General features: G+C 69.2%; 21 protein-coding genes. 6 read left to right on the top strand and 15 right to left on the bottom strand.

What is annotated here, in order from left to right; translation table 11 throughout:
* Positions 1 to 86: 86 nt before the first annotated feature.
* Complete coding sequence (locus BM362_RS44080; protein ID WP_093577201.1) at positions 87 to 1,481, bottom strand: FtsW/RodA/SpoVE family cell cycle protein; 1,395 nt, start codon at positions 1,479 to 1,481, stop codon at positions 87 to 89.
* A 158-nt stretch (positions 1,482 to 1,639) separates the two neighbouring features.
* Between BM362_RS44080 and BM362_RS44085 the strand changes: the two genes are divergently transcribed.
* Positions 1,640 to 2,314 (top strand): DUF998 domain-containing protein, encoded by a 675-nt coding sequence (locus tag BM362_RS44085; RefSeq protein WP_093577202.1) that lies wholly within the window; start codon positions 1,640 to 1,642, stop codon positions 2,312 to 2,314.
* Here BM362_RS44085 and BM362_RS44090 read toward each other — a convergent pair whose 3' ends face one another.
* From BM362_RS44090 to BM362_RS44120, 7 genes are all read right to left on the bottom strand, one after another.
* Positions 2,315 to 2,665: a twin-arginine translocase TatA/TatE family subunit gene (locus BM362_RS44090; protein WP_093577203.1), complete on the bottom strand. Its 351-nt coding sequence runs from the start codon at positions 2,663 to 2,665 to the stop codon at positions 2,315 to 2,317.
* Between the two features lie 36 nt (positions 2,666 to 2,701).
* Positions 2,702 to 3,310 carry a TetR/AcrR family transcriptional regulator gene (locus BM362_RS44095; RefSeq protein WP_093577204.1) on the bottom strand — a complete coding sequence of 203 codons (609 nt, stop codon included), beginning with the start codon at positions 3,308 to 3,310 and terminating at the stop codon, positions 2,702 to 2,704.
* The gene (locus tag BM362_RS44100) at positions 3,307 to 4,653 is read right to left on the bottom strand and encodes a nucleobase:cation symporter-2 family protein (protein WP_067589242.1); all 1,347 of its coding nucleotides are present in this window, start codon (positions 4,651 to 4,653) and stop codon (positions 3,307 to 3,309) included. Before BM362_RS44100 ends, BM362_RS44095 begins: the two co-directional genes overlap by 4 nt.
* A 70-nt stretch (positions 4,654 to 4,723) precedes the next feature.
* Positions 4,724 to 5,614: a factor-independent urate hydroxylase gene (gene pucL / locus BM362_RS44105; RefSeq protein ID WP_067589240.1), complete on the bottom strand. Its 891-nt coding sequence runs from the start codon at positions 5,612 to 5,614 to the stop codon at positions 4,724 to 4,726.
* A gap of 1 nt (position 5,615) precedes the next feature.
* The gene (gene uraH / locus BM362_RS44110; RefSeq protein ID WP_093577205.1) at positions 5,616 to 5,933 is read right to left on the bottom strand and encodes a hydroxyisourate hydrolase; all 318 of its coding nucleotides are present in this window, start codon (positions 5,931 to 5,933) and stop codon (positions 5,616 to 5,618) included.
* A gap of 67 nt (positions 5,934 to 6,000) precedes the next feature.
* The gene (uraD, locus tag BM362_RS44115; protein WP_093577206.1) at positions 6,001 to 6,486 is read right to left on the bottom strand and encodes a 2-oxo-4-hydroxy-4-carboxy-5-ureidoimidazoline decarboxylase; all 486 of its coding nucleotides are present in this window, start codon (positions 6,484 to 6,486) and stop codon (positions 6,001 to 6,003) included.
* An 82-nt stretch (positions 6,487 to 6,568) separates the two neighbouring features.
* A complete protein-coding gene (locus tag BM362_RS44120; protein WP_067589237.1) occupies positions 6,569 to 7,045 on the bottom strand; it encodes a helix-turn-helix domain-containing protein in 477 nt (158 codons plus the stop codon).
* A gap of 108 nt (positions 7,046 to 7,153) precedes the next feature.
* Between BM362_RS44120 and allB the strand changes: the two genes are divergently transcribed.
* Together allB and alc are read left to right on the top strand one after the other, a co-directional pair.
* Entirely contained in the window at positions 7,154 to 8,482 is a 1,329-nt protein-coding gene (gene allB, locus BM362_RS44125; RefSeq protein WP_067589502.1) for an allantoinase AllB, read from the top strand.
* Between the two features lie 4 nt (positions 8,483 to 8,486).
* On the top strand, positions 8,487 to 9,506 hold the full coding sequence (gene alc / locus BM362_RS44130; RefSeq protein WP_067589235.1) for an allantoicase: 1,020 nt from the start codon (positions 8,487 to 8,489) through the stop codon (positions 9,504 to 9,506).
* Positions 9,507 to 9,636: 130 nt separating this feature from the next.
* On the opposite strand, the gene BM362_RS44135 is transcribed toward alc, so the two are convergent.
* The 3 genes from BM362_RS44135 to BM362_RS48060 all read right to left on the bottom strand — a co-directional run bounded on the left by BM362_RS44135 (position 9,637) and on the right by BM362_RS48060 (position 12,157).
* Entirely contained in the window at positions 9,637 to 11,514 is a 1,878-nt protein-coding gene (locus BM362_RS44135; protein WP_093577207.1) for a WXG100 family type VII secretion target, read from the bottom strand.
* On the bottom strand, positions 11,511 to 11,843 hold the full coding sequence (locus BM362_RS48055; protein ID WP_093577208.1) for a type VII secretion target: 333 nt from the start codon (positions 11,841 to 11,843) through the stop codon (positions 11,511 to 11,513). Before BM362_RS48055 ends, BM362_RS44135 begins: the two co-directional genes overlap by 4 nt.
* Before the next feature lie 137 nt (positions 11,844 to 11,980).
* Positions 11,981 to 12,157 (bottom strand): hypothetical protein, encoded by a 177-nt coding sequence (locus BM362_RS48060; RefSeq protein ID WP_167545671.1) that lies wholly within the window; start codon positions 12,155 to 12,157, stop codon positions 11,981 to 11,983.
* A 69-nt stretch (positions 12,158 to 12,226) separates the two neighbouring features.
* Between BM362_RS48060 and BM362_RS44145 the strand changes: the two genes are divergently transcribed.
* Genes BM362_RS44145 through BM362_RS44155 form a run of 3 tightly spaced genes read left to right on the top strand, consistent with a single transcriptional unit; the run spans position 12,227 to position 13,537 of the window.
* Entirely contained in the window at positions 12,227 to 12,391 is a 165-nt protein-coding gene (locus BM362_RS44145) for a ribbon-helix-helix domain-containing protein (protein ID WP_067589231.1), read from the top strand.
* Position 12,392: 1 nt separating this feature from the next.
* A complete protein-coding gene (locus BM362_RS44150) occupies positions 12,393 to 12,719 on the top strand; it encodes a VOC family protein (RefSeq protein WP_067589229.1) in 327 nt (108 codons plus the stop codon).
* On the top strand, positions 12,716 to 13,537 hold the full coding sequence (locus BM362_RS44155) for a class I SAM-dependent methyltransferase (protein WP_167545672.1): 822 nt from the start codon (positions 12,716 to 12,718) through the stop codon (positions 13,535 to 13,537). Before BM362_RS44150 ends, BM362_RS44155 begins: the two co-directional genes overlap by 4 nt.
* A gap of 87 nt (positions 13,538 to 13,624) precedes the next feature.
* Here BM362_RS44155 and BM362_RS44160 read toward each other — a convergent pair whose 3' ends face one another.
* From BM362_RS44160 to BM362_RS44175, 4 genes are read right to left on the bottom strand one after another with little or no spacing between them, the layout of a single operon-like run.
* Positions 13,625 to 14,101, bottom strand: a complete 477-nt coding sequence (locus BM362_RS44160) for a CoA-binding protein (protein WP_067589225.1) — start codon at positions 14,099 to 14,101, stop codon at positions 13,625 to 13,627.
* Entirely contained in the window at positions 14,098 to 15,384 is a 1,287-nt protein-coding gene (locus BM362_RS44165; protein WP_093577210.1) for an O-acetylhomoserine aminocarboxypropyltransferase/cysteine synthase family protein, read from the bottom strand. The genes BM362_RS44160 and BM362_RS44165 overlap by 4 nt, the downstream gene beginning before the upstream one ends.
* A gap of 11 nt (positions 15,385 to 15,395) precedes the next feature.
* Entirely contained in the window at positions 15,396 to 15,905 is a 510-nt protein-coding gene (locus tag BM362_RS44170; protein WP_093577211.1) for a GNAT family N-acetyltransferase, read from the bottom strand.
* Positions 15,902 to 16,735 (bottom strand): putative RNA methyltransferase, encoded by an 834-nt coding sequence (locus BM362_RS44175; protein WP_067589219.1) that lies wholly within the window; start codon positions 16,733 to 16,735, stop codon positions 15,902 to 15,904. The genes BM362_RS44170 and BM362_RS44175 overlap by 4 nt, the downstream gene beginning before the upstream one ends.
* Between the last annotated feature and the right edge of the window lie 84 nt (positions 16,736 to 16,819).

Genomic DNA, 16,819 nt, shown 5'->3' on the forward strand with positions numbered 1-16,819 from the left:
GCGGCGGTGCTCGTCTCGACGGCAGGGCAGTGCTCTCGTGGCCCGTGATCGAGCGGATGCCGCGCACTCGGGTGGCCCCCGCTGGCTCACTGCGGCCGCTTGACCAGCACCGTTCCCGCCTCCGCCAGCGGTGCCCGCGCCGCCTGCACCGGGTCGGTCGCGTTCGGCTGGCGTGCCGCGTCCGAGATCCGCAGCAGCAACGCCACCAGGATGTAGTTCGCGAGCAGCGACGAACCGCCCTTCGACAGGAACGGCGCGGTGATCCCGGTCTCCGGAATCAGCTTCGTCACCCCGCCCACGACCACGAAAATCTGCATCACCACGGTGAACGCCAGCCCGCCGCCGAGGAGCTTGCCGAAGCCGTCCCGGACGGCGAGCGCGTGCCGCATTCCGCGCAGCGCGATCAGCAGGTACAGCATCAGCACCGCGGCCAGTCCGAGGAAACCCAGTTCCTCGCCGATGCTGGCGGTGATGAAGTCGGTGTTCGACTCGGGCACGATGTCCGGCCTGCCCGCGCCGAGTCCGGTTCCGCCCATGCCGCCGGTGCCGAGGCCGAACAGACCCTGCGCGATCTGGTACCCGCCGCCGGCCTGGTCGTAGGTCGAGAGGGGGTCGATCCAGTTCGCGACCCGTTGCCGCACGTGGTTGAACAGGAAGTACGCCAGCACGCAGCCGCCGGCGAACACCGTCAGCCCGGCGTACACCCAGATCGCCCGCTCGGTCGCGAGGTAGATCATCACCAGCACGATCCCGAAGAACAGCAGCGAGGCGCCGAGTTCCTTCTCGAACGCCAGCACCGCCACGCAGCCGAGTGCGGCGAGCACGATCGGCCCCAGATCGCGCGCCCGCGGCAGTTCGACGCCGAGCACCTTGCGTCCGGCCACGCGGAACAGTTCCCGTTTCGCCACCAGCGTCGTCGCGGCGAACACGATGAGCAGCAGCTTCGCGAACTCGCCCGGCTGGATCGACATCGGGCCGAGCTTGATCCACACCTTCGCGCCGTTGGCCTCCGACAGCGACGACGGCAGCAGCGCGGGCAGGATCACCGCGACGATTCCGGCCAGCCCGGCGAGGTAGCCGTAGCGGGTCAGCACCCGGTGATCCCGTACGAAACCGAGCACTGCCAGGAACAACGCCAGCGCCACCACCGTCCACAGCACCTGCTGCCCGGCGACGGCCGAATACTGCTTTCCGCGCTGCACCGCCTGTTCGGCGAGCCCGAGGTCGATCCGGTGGATCACTACCAGGCCCAGCCCGTTCAGCAGTACGGTGCAGGGCAGGATCAGCGGGTCCGCGTGCGGGGCCCAGCGCCGGACGGCGAGGTGCGCCGCCGCGACCACCGCGGTGAACGAGGCGCCGTAGCCGACGATGGAGAAGCTGAGCTGTGCCAGGGCGTTCGCGTCCACAAGCAGGAACGCGCACCAGACGATCGCCACCGCGAACAGAAGCAGCCGCAATTCCATACGGCGCGCGGCAGGCATGGATTTCCCGTCGGTAGAAATCAGTGAACGGCCGCGAGGGTAGTCACGATTTCTGGCAGGACGCTGAGAATGCGCGGCAATTCGGTCGGACTGTCCGAAAGCGACGGGAGCGCGGCCGGGATATGCTTTCGGGAGAGCGGACGAGCGGAGAACCAGCAGTGGCGACAGAACTGACTCCGGTGCTGGTGCCTGCCCCGTCGGCGAAAGGAACGAAACGCGCGCTCGGCGCGGCGGTGGCCGCGGTGCTGGCCGCGGCCGCGTTCCTGGTGGTGCTGCACGTCGACCGCTACTGGGGCCCGATCGATCCGGTCAGCGCGATGCTCAGCGACTACGCCTGGACTCCCGGCTGGTGGATGTGGGCGGCGGCGATGCTGCTGACGTCGGCCGGTTCGGTCGTGGTGGCCGTGGTCCTGCGCCGCCGGGGGCTTCTGCGCGGAACGCTGACGGTCGTCGCGATGACCGCCTGGTGCGCCGGGCTCGCGGCGGTCGCGTTGTTCACGAAGGACCCGCAGGGAAATGCGGTGACGTGGGTCGGCAAAGTGCATCTCGGGGCGACCGGGATCAGTTGTGTGAGTTTGCCGTTGGCCGGATGGCTGCTCGGCCGGACGCACCGGAATGCGCCGGGGTGGCGGGGGTATGCGCGCTGGTCGCGTATTACGGGACTGGCGGCCGTGCCGTTCTTTCTGCCGTTTCTCATTCCGTTCGCGGCCAATGTCGCATTCGGGCAGCATCTGCCGACCGTCGCGACCGGGCTCGTGGAACGGCTGATGGCGGTGCTGGAACTCGTCGAACTGCTCGTGCTCGCCGGATGGGCGTGGCGCGCGGCGGAATGATCAGGTGGCGTCGGGATCGACCGGCGGCCGCTCGTTGGCGCGCAACGGAACCGGCGGCGGCGTCGAGGCCGGGCGGGGGGCCGGGGGCGTGTCGTCGAGCAGGTATCTCGTCACGGCCGCCCGGGGGCTGCCCATCCGCAGGGACTGCAGTTCCTGCAACGGTTTCCGCAGCTCCTGGTACTCCGGGCCGATCTCGGCTTCGAGCTGGGCTTTGGCGCCCGCGGCGAACCCGCGTGCCCGTTTCAGGGCTTGCGCGACCCAGTGCGCCGCCTCGGGCAGCCGTTCCGGGCCGAGGATGAACAACCCGGCGAGCAGTAAAATCACGATGTGGTCGATGCTGAGACCGAACACCGGCCACCTCCCGCGGACCCGGACGTTGGTTCCAGCTTAGCTGTCCTCGGGACGTCGCTTCCCGTCGTCACCCAGTTCCGCCAGCAGCCGTCGCGCCACGTCGACCACCGCCGCGCCCGCGACCGCCATCGGTTCGGTCGTCCGCATGGAGCGGCACAGCACGAACGCGCCTTCCAGGCTGGTCACCAGGGCGAGCGTGAGCGTGCGGGCGTGCTCCTCGGGAAGGCCGAAGGCGGAAAATCCCTTGGTGCCCGCTTTGGTCCACGCCTCGAACACGTCCGCGGTGGCCCTGCGCAGAGGTTCGTTGGTGGTCGCCGCTTCGAGCGCGACGGTCGCGATCGGGCAGCCCTCGACGTAGTCCGTGTCGAGCAGCGTGGTGACCGCGCCCGCGAAGAACGTTTCGATGCCGGTGATCAGGTCCGGCGAAGGGGCGATGAAGACTTCGAACAGCTGCGCGTACTGCATCCCCGAGGTGCGTACCACTTCTTCGCCCAGCTGCTCCTTGCCGCCGGGGAAGAAGTGGTACACCGACCCGAAGGGCGCGCCGGCTTTCTCGACAATCTGCTTCATGCCGGTACCCGCGTACCCGCCGTGGCGGAACAACTCCGCCCCGGCGGCGAGGATGCGGTCCTTGGTGCCAGTCACGCCACCGAGGATAACTCCTTGACAGTAGAGCGTTCTATCAAGCGCGGCCGGAGCACCAGGTTGAGCACCACCGCGGTCACGCAGCCCGCGCTGATCCCGGAGTTGAGCACGACCTGCAGCGCAGCCGGGAACCCGGAGTAGAAGTCCGGCATGGCGATCGGGATGAGCCCGACGCCGAGCGACGCGGCGACGATCGCGACGTTGACCGGATGCTCGAACGACGCCTTCGCGAGCGTCCGGATGCCGCTCACCGCGACGCTGCCGAACAGGACCAGCCCGGCTCCGCCGAGCACCGGCTGCGGCACCAGCGCGATGATCCCGCCGGTCACCGGGAACACGCCCAGCAGCACGAGCACCAGGCCGCTGGCCGCGACCACGTACCGGCTCACCATGCGGGTGAGCGACACGAGGCCGATGTTCTGCGCGAACGCCGTGCAGGCGAACCCGCCGAAGATCGTGCCGACGGCGGTGGAGAGCCCGTCCGCGCGCAGGCCGTCGGCCAGGACGCGACTGGTGGTCGGCCGGTCCACGATCTCGCCGAGCGCCAGCAGGTCAGCGGTGCTTTCCGCCATGATCACCAGCATCACGATGAGCATCGAGACGATCGCGGCGATGTCGAACGACGGGGTGCCGAAGTGGAACGGCGTCACGATGCCGAACACCGGGGCCTGCTTCAGCGTCGATGTGTCGACTTGGCCCATCGGCCATGCCGCGGCGGTGCCGGCGACCAGGCCGAGCAGCAGCGCGATCCGGCTCCAGAACCCGGTCAGGAACCGGGTGAAGACGAGCACCGCGACCAGTGTGATCCCGGCCAGCACGAGCCCGCTGGGCTTGGCCGATTTGTGCTGCGCGGCGATCCACTGCACGGCGACCGGCAGCAGCGAGATCCCGATGAGCGTGATGACCGTCCCCGTCACCACCGGCGGGAAAAACCGCGTCAGCTTGGAGAAAAACGGTGCGGCGAACACTACGAACACGCCGCCGGCGAGCGTGGCGCCGTAGACGACGCCCAACGCGTTGCCGTCGCGATGCTGCGCTGCGATGGACAGGATCGGTGCGACGGCGGCGAAAGTGACGCCGTTGACCAGCGGCAGTCTCGCGCCGAAGCGCCAGAAGCCGAGGGTCTGCAACAGGGTGGCCAGTCCCGCGGTGAACAGCGCCGCGCTGATCAGCAGCGCGAGCTGGCCGGGGGAGAGGCCGACGGCCGCGCCGATGACGAGCGGTGGCGCCACCACTCCGGCGTACATGGCCGCGACGTGCTGGATTCCTCCGAGGATCAACTGCGGCAGCGGAGGCGCCGCGTCCACGGGGTGCCGAGAAGGTCGTTCCTGTGTTCCTGACATGCGCTCTCCCGGGGGTGTCGTGAGTGGCGGTCACGGTGAGAACCGTGATTGCCGCTCACGAGGGACGGGGCTAGAGCACGGCGTCGGTCCAGGCCGGGCCGGGCTCTTCGGCTTCGTCGCGGACCACCGTGCCTTCGATGAGGCCGTACGGCCGGTCGGCGGCGTAGAACACCTCGCCTGAGTTCTCGAGGCCGAAGGGGCTTAGATCGACAAGGAAATGGTGCTTGTTGGGCAGGGAGAACCGGATCTCGGCTACTTCCGGCCGTGCCCGCAGCACGGCTTCGCCCATCGCGTACAGGGTCTGCTGCAGCGAAAGACTGTGCTTGGTGGCGAACGTCTCCAGGAGCGTCCGCCGGATCTCCCGATGGCTTTTGGCCCAGTCGATCCCGGTGAATCCCTCGTAGCGCCAGCGCGCGGTCACGGCGGTGGCGAGAATGCGGTCGTCGGTTTCGGCGAGCGTGGTGTACTCGTCCTTCGGGTAGCCGTGGAATTCGGACCCGGTGGACTTGAGCACGACCAGACCGTCCACTCCGGACACCACCCAGGCGCGGCCGGCGTGCACGGTGACGGTCGTGGTGCGGCGTTCGCCGCCGGAGCTGCTGAACGAGTGGTCGTGCGGCGCGCCGTCCACCGTGATGCGGTCCCATTCCTGCTCTTCGACGGAGATCCGCGCGCCGGTGATCTTCTCCTGGGTGCCGACGAAGTGCTGGCCGAGCCGGAGAGCGAAGTCCTCGATCTCGCCGACGTCCTGCTGCTTGGCGAACGCGTACACCGTGTTCTTCTGCGTGTCGGTGGCCAGCACGGCGGAGTTGTCGCCGGTGAGGTGCGTGGCCGACAGGTCGCCGCGCAGGGCCGAGGACACTGTGAGGTCGCGCAGATGGTGGACGCCGCTGGTGCGCCGGACGGTGACGAGGCGGACCTCGGCCTTGCCGTACTGGTTGGGGCCCAACGAGATTCCCATGTCAGCTCCCGCGATAGGTGGAATAGGCGAACGGGCTCAGCAGCACCGGCACGTGGTGGTGCGACGTGCCGTCGACGATCCGGAAAGCGATCGTGACGCCGGGGAAGAACGCCTCCGGGCCGAGGTAGCTCCCGGTGTCGAAGACCAGCCGGTACACCCCGGGGTCGAGCGTGTCCGGGCCGAGGTCGCGGATGCGGCCGTCGTCATCGGTCGCGCCCTCGGCGATCAGCGAGCCGTCCTGGCGCTCGAAGCGCACGGCGATCCCGGCGGCGGGCTCGCCGGTGGCGGTGTCGAGGACGTGGGTGGTCACGAGGCTCATGCCCTCGCCTCCTTGCCGAGTTTCCCGCTGCCTGCCCGGGAGCCCGTGATTCGCTGGCGAGCGGCGCTCATGCTGTTACCGCTTTCGCCAGGCGCAGTTGCGCGATCTTGGCCAGCTCCGCGCCGGCGACGTCGAGTTCGGTGTCCGGGTCGTTGCCGAGCCGGGAGCGCAGGTTGGCGAGCAGTTCCTCGCCGCTGCGTCCGCTCGCGCACACCAGGAACACGTGGCCGAAGCGGGCTTCGTATTCGGCGTTGGCGGCGGCGAATTCGTCCGCGTTGTCCACGCCGGACTGCTCCGAACGGGACCAGTCGGCGTCGCTGCCCTTGCCGCTCGGGCGTTCGCCGATCCTCGGGTGTGCGGCGATCGCGTCGCGGATCTCGTTGCGGTGCAAGGGAGTCGCGCTGTCCGCGCTCGTGCTCAGCGCGGCGAAATCGGCGTACGGGCGGCCTTCGAGCACCGTGTCGACCCAGCGCCGCACGGCCAGGCAGGCAGTGAGCATCGGCCGGAGTTCGGCGGCGGATGCGGAGTTGAACTCGGCGAGTGCGAGCGGCAACGGAATCTCCTGAAGGGGAGGTGGTGTTCCGCTGACCGTACGGCCGGGTCGAGCATGCGTCAACACTTTGTTGAATGACTGCTCAGTCGGCTTCCCGGTTGAGGTAGTTGTAGACCGTGAACCGCGTGACGCCCAGTTCCTCGGCGACCGCCGAAACCGATTTCCGCAGGTTGAAGGCCCCTCGCTCGCGCAGCAGGCGGACCGCGCGCTGCTTTTCCGGCCGGTCGAGTTCGCGGAGTTTCGAGCCGAGTTCGCGTTCCACGTCGGAGATCAATCGCGAAAGCGCGCTGTTGAGTTCGACCGCCGGAACGGTGTCGGAATCGTCGGTCCGGCGCAGTTGCAGCGTCACCCGGGTGGCCCCGCCTTCGAGGGCGGCCCGGGCGATCGAGGGCAGCGCGGCGAACAGTTCGTCGGCAGTCCCGCGGGCGAGGGTGCCGAGTGGGCCGAAGTCGGTGTCGAGCCCGGCCGCGTCGGCGGCGTCGCGGGCGCGGACGGCGTGCTCCGGCGGTGCGCCCTCGCCGCGGAACGGCTCGCTGGTGAACTCGGCTTCCAACTCCACCCGGTGACCGTAACGTGGGAGAGACGGCGTTGACGAGCCGGGAAGGACGTGTCTAATCTCGGTGAGCGAAAGACTCTTTCCGTAACGTGGAACTGGAGGATGCCGTCGATGGACCTCGTGGTGCGGGCCGCACGCGCGGTGACCCCCGCCGGTCTCGGGCCGGCGACGATCGGCGTGCGGGACGGCCGGATTGTCGCCGTGGAACCCGGCGTTGTCGAGATGGCGGGCGCGCGGGTCGTCGAGCTGGCTGACGACGAGGTGCTGCTGCCCGGTCTCGTGGACACCCACGTGCACGTCAACGACCCCGGCCGCGCCGAGTGGGAGGGCTTCGGGACCGCGACGCGCGCGGCTGCCGCCGGCGGCGTCACGACGATCGTGGACATGCCGCTCAACAGCCTGCCGCCGACGGTCGACGTGGCCGCGCTTGAGGTCAAGCGCAAGGCAGCGAGCGGTCGCGTGCACGTGGACGTCGGGTTCTGGGGCGGTGCGATTCCCGGCAACGAAGGCGATTTGCGCGGGCTGCACGACGAAGGCGTCTTCGGCTTCAAGTGCTTCCTGCTGCACTCCGGCGTCGACGAGTTTCCGCCTCTGGACGCGTCCGGTCTGGAATCCGCCCTGCGTGAGCTGAAGTCGTTCGACGCGCAGATGATCGTGCACGCGGAGGATTCCGACGCGATCGAGGCCGCTCCCGACCCGCACGGCGAGAAGTACCACGACTTCCTCGGCTCCCGCCCGCGCGGCGCGGAAAACCTGGCCATCACGCAGGTGATCGAAGCGGCTCGGCGCACTGGTGCTCGCGCGCACATTCTGCATCTGTCCTCTTCGGACGCTTTGCCGCTGATCGCCAGTGCCCGCCGCGAGGGGGTCGAGCTGTCGGTGGAAACCTGTCCGCACTACCTGTCGTTCGTCGCGGAGGAAATCCGGGACGGCGCAACGCAATTCAAGTGCTGCCCGCCGATCCGCGAGGCGGCGAACCGGGAACTGCTGTGGCAGGGTTTGGCGGACGGCGTGATCGACACGATCGTCAGCGACCATTCGCCGTGCACGCCGGAGCTGAAGCGCTTCGATACCGGCGATTTCGGCCTTGCGTGGGGCGGCATTTCCAGTCTGCAGCTGGGCCTGCCCGCGATCTGGACGCAGGCCCGCCAGCGCGGCTTCGGCCTGACCGACGTGGTGCGGTGGATGGCCGAGCGTCCGGCCGCGCAGGTCGGGATGACGCGCAAGGGCAAACTGGAAGTGGGCGGCGACGCCGATTTCTGCGTCTTCGCGCCGGACGAAGCCTTCGTGGTGGATGTCGCGAAGCTCAAACACCGCAACCCGGTGAGCGCGTACGACCAGCGTCCGCTGGCCGGCGTCGTGCGCGGCACGTGGCTGCGCGGCGAGCCGGTGACCGGCGGCGAAGCGAGGGGGACTCTGCTGACCCGGGGCAATTGCTGAAGAGATGGAGGAGCACGTGTCCGACCGTCCGGAGTGGACTACCCAGCCCGATCTGGCCTCGCGCCTGTTCGGGGGCACCGTGATGTGGGCGAGCGACGAACTGTTCGCCGAAAAGGAAAACCTGGTCAACCCGTGGCGGCCGGCGCACCGCGCCGAAACGTTCGGCCCGAAGGGCCAGGTGTACGACGGCTGGGAGACCCGGCGGCACCGCGAACCCGGCGACGACCACGCCCTCCTCCGCCTCGGCCTCGGCGGCGTGGTGTCCGGCGTGGTGGTGGACACGGCGTTCTTCAAGGGCAACTACCCGCCGTTCGTGTCCGTGGCGGCGACGTCGGCGCCCGGCTACCCGAGCGCGGCCGAACTGCAGGACGCCGACTGGGACCTCCTGGTCGACCACGAACCGGCGGCCGGCGACTCGGAGAACTACTACAAGGTGACGTCCCCGCGTCGCTACACCCACGTGCGCCTCACCCAGCACCCCGACGGCGGCGTCGCCCGGCTGAGGGTGCACGGTTCGCCGGTGCCCGACCCTTCGCTGCTCGACCCGCGCTCGCTGGACTTGGCGGCGCTGGAGAACGGCGCGGTCGTCACCGGGTGCAGCGACATGTTCTATTCGTCGCCGAACAACATGCTGTCGCCGGGCCTCGCCGCGCACCAGGCGGAGGGCTGGGAAACCGCCCGCCGCCGCGACGACGGCAACGACTGGGCGACGGTGTCCCTGGCAGGCGCGGGTTTGATCCGGTTCGTGGAGCTGGACACCGGCAACCTCAAGGGAAACGCGCCCGGCTGGGCCGCGGTGAGCGGCCGCCTCGACGAGGGCGAGTGGGTGGAACTGTTGCCGCGCACCAGGTTGCAGCCCGACACCCGGCACCGCTTCGCCCTGGCGGACGACGGCCCCGAGATCACGGAGGTCCGCCTGGACATCTACCCCGACGGCGGCCTCGCCCGGCTGCGGCTGTTCGGCGAGCTGAGCAAGCGCGGCCGGGAAGCCATGACGGCGCGGTTCGCGGAGACGTCGGACTGAGTCTTCCCGGCCCCTGGCCCGGGACTTCCCTTGCCCGCCCGGCTCGGTTCGCGCCCGGGGACCGTCCGTGCGGGCCACCCTGAGGGAATCAGATTCCCTCAGGGTGGCCCGCACGGCTTTTCCGGTCCGGTCACTCCGCGGCGGCCGGGTCCGGATGCTCCTGGCGCCACTGCTCGTCGGAGGTGTTCCAGGCTTCCTCGGCCTGCATCTGGATGTCGGTGATCGACTTGTCGAAGTTGACCGCGTCCTTGCCGGCCCAGCCGACGAAGTTCTTGCTGCTCTTGGCGTCGGACATGGTCTTGAGGAAGGTGAACACCTTCGGATACTGCTTGAAGAACTCTTCCGGTCCCTTGACGATTTCCGACCAGACGTTCTTCCCGCCGGTGTACTGCTTGATGCCGGGGATGTCGCAGACGTTCTTCAGCCAGCTTTCGTGCTTCTTCATCCAGCTGAACTCGTACGGCTTGAACGGGGACTGCGGGCCGGACCCGCCGCTTCCGCTGTTCCCGCCGCCCCCGTTTTCGTGGTTGGCGCCGCCCGGGTTGTCCTCGTGCTGATTGCCGCCCGGGGTGTCCTCGTGGTTGGTGTTGTTGCCACCCGGGGTGTCTTCGTGGTTCGTGTTGCCGCCGGGCGGGTCCTCGTGATGGTTGTTCCCGCCCGGCGGGTCGTCGTGATGGTTGTTGCCGCCCGGGGAGTCGTCGTGTCCGGTGTTGCCGCCCGGCGAGTTCTCGTGGTGGTCGCCCCCTCCGCCCGGGGCGTCCTCGTGGTGCGTGTTGCCGCCCGGGGTGTCGTGCGGGCGGTCGGGCGGCGGGTTGAAGTGCTGGTCCGCGGCCAGCCAGGTGTCGAACGGGTCGTCCTCGTGCGGCTGGTTGTTCGGCCGCTCCTCGTGCGGATTGTTGTTGCCGCCCGGCGGATCCTCGTGATGGTTGTTGCCGCCCGGGGTGTTGTCGTGGCCGGTGTCGCCACCCGGGGTGTCTTCGTGGTTCGTGTTGCCGCCGGGCGGATCCTCGTGGTGGTTGTTGCCACCGGGAGCGTCCTCGTGACCTGTGTTGCCGCCGGGCGGATCCTCGTGGTGGTTGTTCCCGCCAGGAGTGTCCTCGTGCTGGTTGTTGCCGCCGGGAGCGTCGTCGTGCGGCGTGTTGTTCCCGCCGTGACCACCCTGTCCGCCTTGACCGCCCCCGCCGCCATGGCCGCCGCCGAGGTCGGTCATCTCGTGGTTGTTCCCGCCGCCGTGCGAGCCGCCGCCGCGACCGGGCTTCACCTTTTCCGCCAGTTGCGCCAGCCGGCTCGCGGTCCGGCCTCCGAGGCCGACCACCCGGGCGATCTTGGACGCCATCGTCAGCGCCAGCGAGATCCCCGACCGGATCACGTTCCCGACCCCGACCACGATCGACGCGCCGAACGTGAACGCCGCCATCGCGAGCGCGATCAGCATGGTCGCGATGACGTCGCCGAGGAACGTCGTGATCAGGTCGCGGATCAGCGAGCGCACCACGGAGACCAGGGCCATCGTCGTTTTGACCACGTAGCCCGCGACGTCGACCGCGTGCCCGGCGCTGTCGATCTGGCCGCGCCGGTCGCCGATGTTCTTCTTGAACGCCTCGGCGCCCTCGCCCTGCCAGTTGGCGACCGTCTTCTGCAGCGTGGTGTCCAGGTCCTTCGCCGCGTTGCGCAGATTTTCGGCGGTCTTGTGCAGTTCCTCGGCCATCTTGCTGATCGCCGCGGGGTCGCCGGCGAGCTTGTCGAGGCCCTCTTTGAGGAACGAGATGTGCTCGATCAGCCAGCCGAGCCCGGCCGCGATCAGTTTGCCGAACGGGTCGAGGACGAACGCCGCGGTGTCCGCGATCGCGCCGACGATCGAGACGCCGATCTCGACCCCCACCGCGGCCGCGTCGGCTCCGTGCAGGTGCTGGATCTCCTGGATCGACGAGACGACGCTGTGCCAGCTGTCCGCGACACCCGCGCCGGTGGTGCTGTTCGAGTCGGTGATGGGCTCGACGACGCTCATTTCACCTGCTCCGGCTTGAACTTGTCGAACGCCTTCGCGAGGTCCTGGTCGCCCTTGCTGTACTGCTCGCTGGCCTGCCGCGTCTTGTCCGCGCTGTCGGTCACGTCCTTCGCGACGCCGTGCAGGTTGTCCGAGACGGCCTTCAGCGCGATCCGCGCGGGAATGGCGAGCACCTGCGCGAGCACGACGCCGAACGCGTCGATGTCCCCGCCGTTGGCGTCGTCCACCGCCTTCGCGGAGTCGTTCACCGTCGGCACGGTCGTCTTGTCCAGGTACTCGCTGAATGTGTGCAACTCGTCCGTGTGGACGGTGAAGCCGTTCCCTGCCACCAACACTCCTTCGGCTGCCGCGATCGGGCCGCGCCGAGTAGAGCAGCGGAGGCTGAACCGGAGGCGACGTCCGTGCGGACGAAGGGTGAACGAGAGCGCTTCCTGCCCGAGCGTGCGGGCCGGAATGAACGGACGGGTCAGCCGCGCGCGCTGGGCCGGTTCAGGTAGGCGGAGAAGGACGACAGCAGAGCCGCGACGCCGACGATCGCGGTGACCCACCACGGGCCGCCGCTCACCAGGTTGAACACGAACGCGGCTGCCATCAGGACGGCGGCGATGATGTTCCTGATCTGCAGCCCGGAGGGTTTCGCCATGCCTCCACCCTCTCACGAGCACCGCGGCAGGGCCTTGTCCGCTGTTGGCTAGATTGCTAGCATCCTAGGATGGCCGGTGAAGAGGTCAAACAATTCAACGTCTACCTGCCGGTCGAACTGATCAAGCAGGTGAAGTACCGGGCGATCGAGACCGAGCAGTCGCTGTCCGCGCTGGTCACCGCGGCCTTGCGGGCTTATCTCGGCACCCCGCCCGGACAACGAGAGGACGGCTGACATGAGCGACGGCATCACGATGTTCGTCATGGAGACGCACAACTGGGGCAAGACCGCGAAGTTCCTGCAGCGCGTGGGATTCAGCCTCGATTTCGAGACCGACCACAACTCGGGGCAGCTCTCGAACGGCGACGGCGCGCCGGTGTTCGTCGTCGAGGTGCCCGAAAACCAGGAGCCGCGCACGGCCGTGGTGGTGGCGGTGCCGGACGAGTCGGTCGACGCGGAACTCGACGTCGTCACGCAGTTCGAAGACACCCACTACGGCACGCGCGAGATGACCGTGCGCGACCCGGACGGCCGGATCTGGACGCTGCGGGCCCCGAAGTGAGCGAGCCGGACCACACCGCGGTGCGCGTCGCGTTGTGGCGTGCGCTGCACGTGCTCGCCGATCCGCCGCCGCACGCGCTGGCCGACGAGATTGGTCTCCGGCTGGCCGATCCGGGCCCGGACTGGCGGTCCCGGCCGGACATGGACCTGGACTTCACCCGGCGGTTCCGCGCGGGAATCGCGGTGCGCAGCCGGTTTGTCGAAGATCTGGTACGCGAACGCGGGGTCTCGCAGTACGTCCTGCTCGGCGCCGGGCTGGACACGTTCGCGCAGCGGGAACCGGAACTGGGTGTGCGAGTGTTCGAGATCGACCAGCCGGGGACGCAGGAGTGGAAACGCGCGCGGCTGGCCGAACTGGGGCTGCCCGCCCCGCACCGGTTCGTGCCGGTCGATTTCGAATCCGGCGAGCAGTGGCCGGAACGCTTGGCCGCCAACGGTTTCGAGCTGGAGAAACCCGCGGTGGTGGCCTCGACCGGAGTCAGCATGTACTTGACTCGCGAGGCGAACGCCGCGACGTTGCGCGCGCTCGCCGAGTTCGCGCCGGGCACCGTGGTGGCGATGACGTTCCAGATGCCGGAGGAGTATCTGGACGAACCCGATCGCGCGGCCCGGGCAGCGGCGATGAAGGGCGCGAAGGCGGCGGGGACGCCGTTCGTGAGCTTCTTCGCGCCGGACGAGATGCTGGATTTCGCGCGAGAGTGCGGTTTTCACGACGTCCGGCAGGTCAGCGCGGCGGAGTTGACCAAGCGGTATCTGCCGAACCGTTCGGACGGGCTGGCGGCGTCGGGGGAGGAGTTCCTGGTCGCGACGGTCAGCTGAAGCTGGACGGAACGCGGCCGCCGGAGCGGCAGGTCGCCGAGACGACCGGGTCCGGACGGCGTTGCCCCGGCACCGCTCGTGGCCTGGTCAGGGTGCGGACTGCCGCCGGGAACTGATCACCCCCGTGTTGAACCCGGCGAGATGCAGCCCGCCGGCGAACCGCGCGTGTTCGATCTTCACACAGCGGTTCATCACCACGTCCAGCCCCGCCTCGCGGGCGCGGTCCGCCACCGGTTCGTGCCACAGGCCGAGCTGGAGCCACAACGTCCGCGCGCCGGCCTCGATGACCTCCTCGGCCACCCCGGGGAGGTCGTCGTGCTTGCGGAACACGCTCACCAGATCCAGATCGCCCGGCACGTCCGCCAGCGACGGATACACCGGCCGCCCCAGCAGCGTGCCGAGCCGCGGGTTCACGAAATTGACCTCGTACCGCGTCGAAGACAGCAGATACGTCGCCACGAAGTAGCTCGGCCGCGCCGGATTCGCCGACGCGCCCACGACCGTCACCGATTTCGCGCGCCCGAGAAGACGCCGCCGTTCGACCGCTCCGACGTCGTAGCTCACGCGTTCACCGCCTGTTCGAGGGCCTGGTCGAGGTCCCACAGCAGATCCTCGACGTCCTCCAGCCCGACGGACAGCCGGATCAAGTCCGCGCCGACGCCCGCCGCGGCGAGCTGCTCCTCGGACAGTTGCGCGTGTGTCGTCGAGGCCGGATGGATCACCAACGTCCGCGCGTCGCCGACGTTCGCCAAGTGCGACAACAGTTCCACCGACTCCACGAACTTCTCGCCCGCCGCGCGTCCGCCCTTCACCCCGAACGAGAACACCGCGCCGGGCCCCTGCGGCAGATACCGCGCCGCCCGCTCGTGATCCGGATGATCGGGCAACCCCGCGTAAGACACCCACGCGACCCGCGGGTCCGCGTTCAGGTACTCCGCGATCGCCTGCGCGTTGACGACATGCGCGTCCATCCGCTGCGGCAGCGTTTCCACGCCCTGCAGCAGCAGAAACGCCGAATGCGGTGACAGCACCGCGCCGATGTCGCGCAATTGCTCCGCGCGCAGCCGTGTGCAGAACGCGTACTCGCCGAAGTTCTCCCAGTACTTGAGCCCGCCGTAACTGTCGACGGTCTCGGTCATCCGGGGGAACTTTCCGTTGCCCCAGTTGAAGGTTCCCGCCTCGACGACGATCCCGCCGAGCGTCGTGCCGTGCCCGCCGAGGAACTTCGTGGCGGAGTGCAGGACGATGTCCGCGCCTTGCTCGATCGGGCGGCAGAGGTACGGCGTGGCGAGCGTCGCGTCGACCACGAGCGGAATGTCGTGCGAACGCGCGAGATCGGCCAGTCCGTCGAGGTCCGCGATCGCGCCGCTCGGGTTGCCGATCACCTCGGTGTAGATCAGCTTCGTGCGGTCGGTCACCGCTTTGGCGTAGTCCTCGGTGTCGCCGCGCACGAATGTCGTCTCGACGCCGAACCGCGCGAGTGTTCCGGTGAGCTGCGTGACGGTGCCGCCGTACAGCCCGGCAGCCGACACGATGTGGTCGCCAGCCTCCGCGAGCGCCGCGAACGTCAGGAACTCCGCCGCCTGCCCGCTGGCCGTCGCGACCCCGCCGATGGCCCCTTCGAGACTCGCGATGCGCTCCTCGAACGCCGCGACGGTCGGGTTGCCGATCCGGCTGTAGATATTCCCGTACTTCTGCAGCGCGAACAGATTGGCCGCGTCGGCCGCGTCCTCGAACACGAAGCTGGTCGTCTGGTAGATCGGCACCGCGCGGGCCCCGGTCGCGGGGTCGGGAGTGCCGCCGGCGTGCAAGGCACGGGTGCGGAAGCCCCAAGTGCGTTCGTTCATCGACCGCCACGCTAACCCAGTGCTGGGGGTCGCGGCCATTCCTCCCGGACAGTGATCGGGCGGGCGCGCCAGACCACCGCGAGCGCCGGATCCCCGGAGGGGTCCGGTTCGATCCGTTCGACCGCGAAGCCTTCCCGCTCGTAGAACGCCCCGGCCCGCTCATTGGCGGCGAAGTGTTCGATGCGCAGCTTGTCGACGCTGGCTGGCAGCTGGCTGGCGAGAGCGTCGAGCAGCCGCCGGCCCAGCCCGCGGCCGCGGTGTTCCGGGTACAGGTAGAGCTTGTAGACGACGTGGTCCGCTCCGCGCTGTCCCACGGCGACGATGTGCCCGTCGTTGTCGGCGACGACAACCCGCCCCTCCATCACGGCTGCGCCGATATGCGATTCGTTCCACCACCGGCGGACTTGTCGGTGGGCGGCTGCATCGCCGATCAGCGGGGTGTAGTGCGGCGGGATGTGCTTTTCGCCGAAGCGGCAGATCGCCCCGACGTCGCCCGGTTCAGCTGGGCGTAGCCGGGTCACGGCCCGTCGTCCCTCTTCCGCCAAGCGCTCACCGAAACCGCCAGCGTCACGTCCCGCCCCGCCGCCGCTTCGAGCCGTTCCCGCCGCCCGTCCCGGTCCAGGTGAAATCCCGCGGGCCCCATCGCCACGACATCCCGCACCTGCGCGGCACTGAACGCCTGAGTCCGGACCACCTCGACCCCGGACTCCCGCACGAACAACCCGCCCAGCGCGGCTTCGAGCCGTTCTTCCTTCCGCGCGTCCACCGCGAGCACCAGGTCGCCCAGTTCCGCGAGATGCCCCGGCAACGGCGAGGCCACCACCAGCTTCCCGCCCGGCGCGAGCACCCGGTGGAACTCCGCGGCGTTCCGCGGCGAGAAGACGTCCAGCACCACCGAAGCCACCCCGTCGGCCACCGGCCACGGCTCCCACAGGTTCCACACCGCCGCACCCAGCCGCGCGTGCGCCCGCGCGGCCCGCCGCAACGCGATCGCCGACACGTCCAGCGCGAGCCCGACCGCGTCCGGCGCGTCATCCAGCACTCGCGAGAGGTAATAGCCCGGCCCAGCACCGGCGTCGATGATCAATCCAGGAGCAGAACCAACCTCGGCGACCGCTTCGGCGAGCGGCGCGTACGCCCCGGAAGACAAAAACGCCGCGCGCGCGTCCACCATCGGCGCGGTGTCGGCCGTCCCAGCCGGGATGCGCGCGTGCAGGAGGTTGACGTAACCCTGCCGGGCCAGATCGAACGAATGCCGCCGCTCGCAGCACAGCGTCCGGCCGGTCAGCTCGACCGGCTCCGCGCACACCGAACAGCGCAGCGCTTCGATCACCCGATCAGGCAAAGACATGGCGCTATTCGACCATGAGGTTGCCTGACCGGACATTTCGCCCTGGATCCCTGGAAACGTCCTCGTAACAACCCGCGTGCCGGA

It is taken from the genome of Amycolatopsis rubida, assembly GCF_900115345.1.
GTDB lineage: Bacteria > Actinomycetota > Actinomycetes > Mycobacteriales > Pseudonocardiaceae > Amycolatopsis > Amycolatopsis rubida.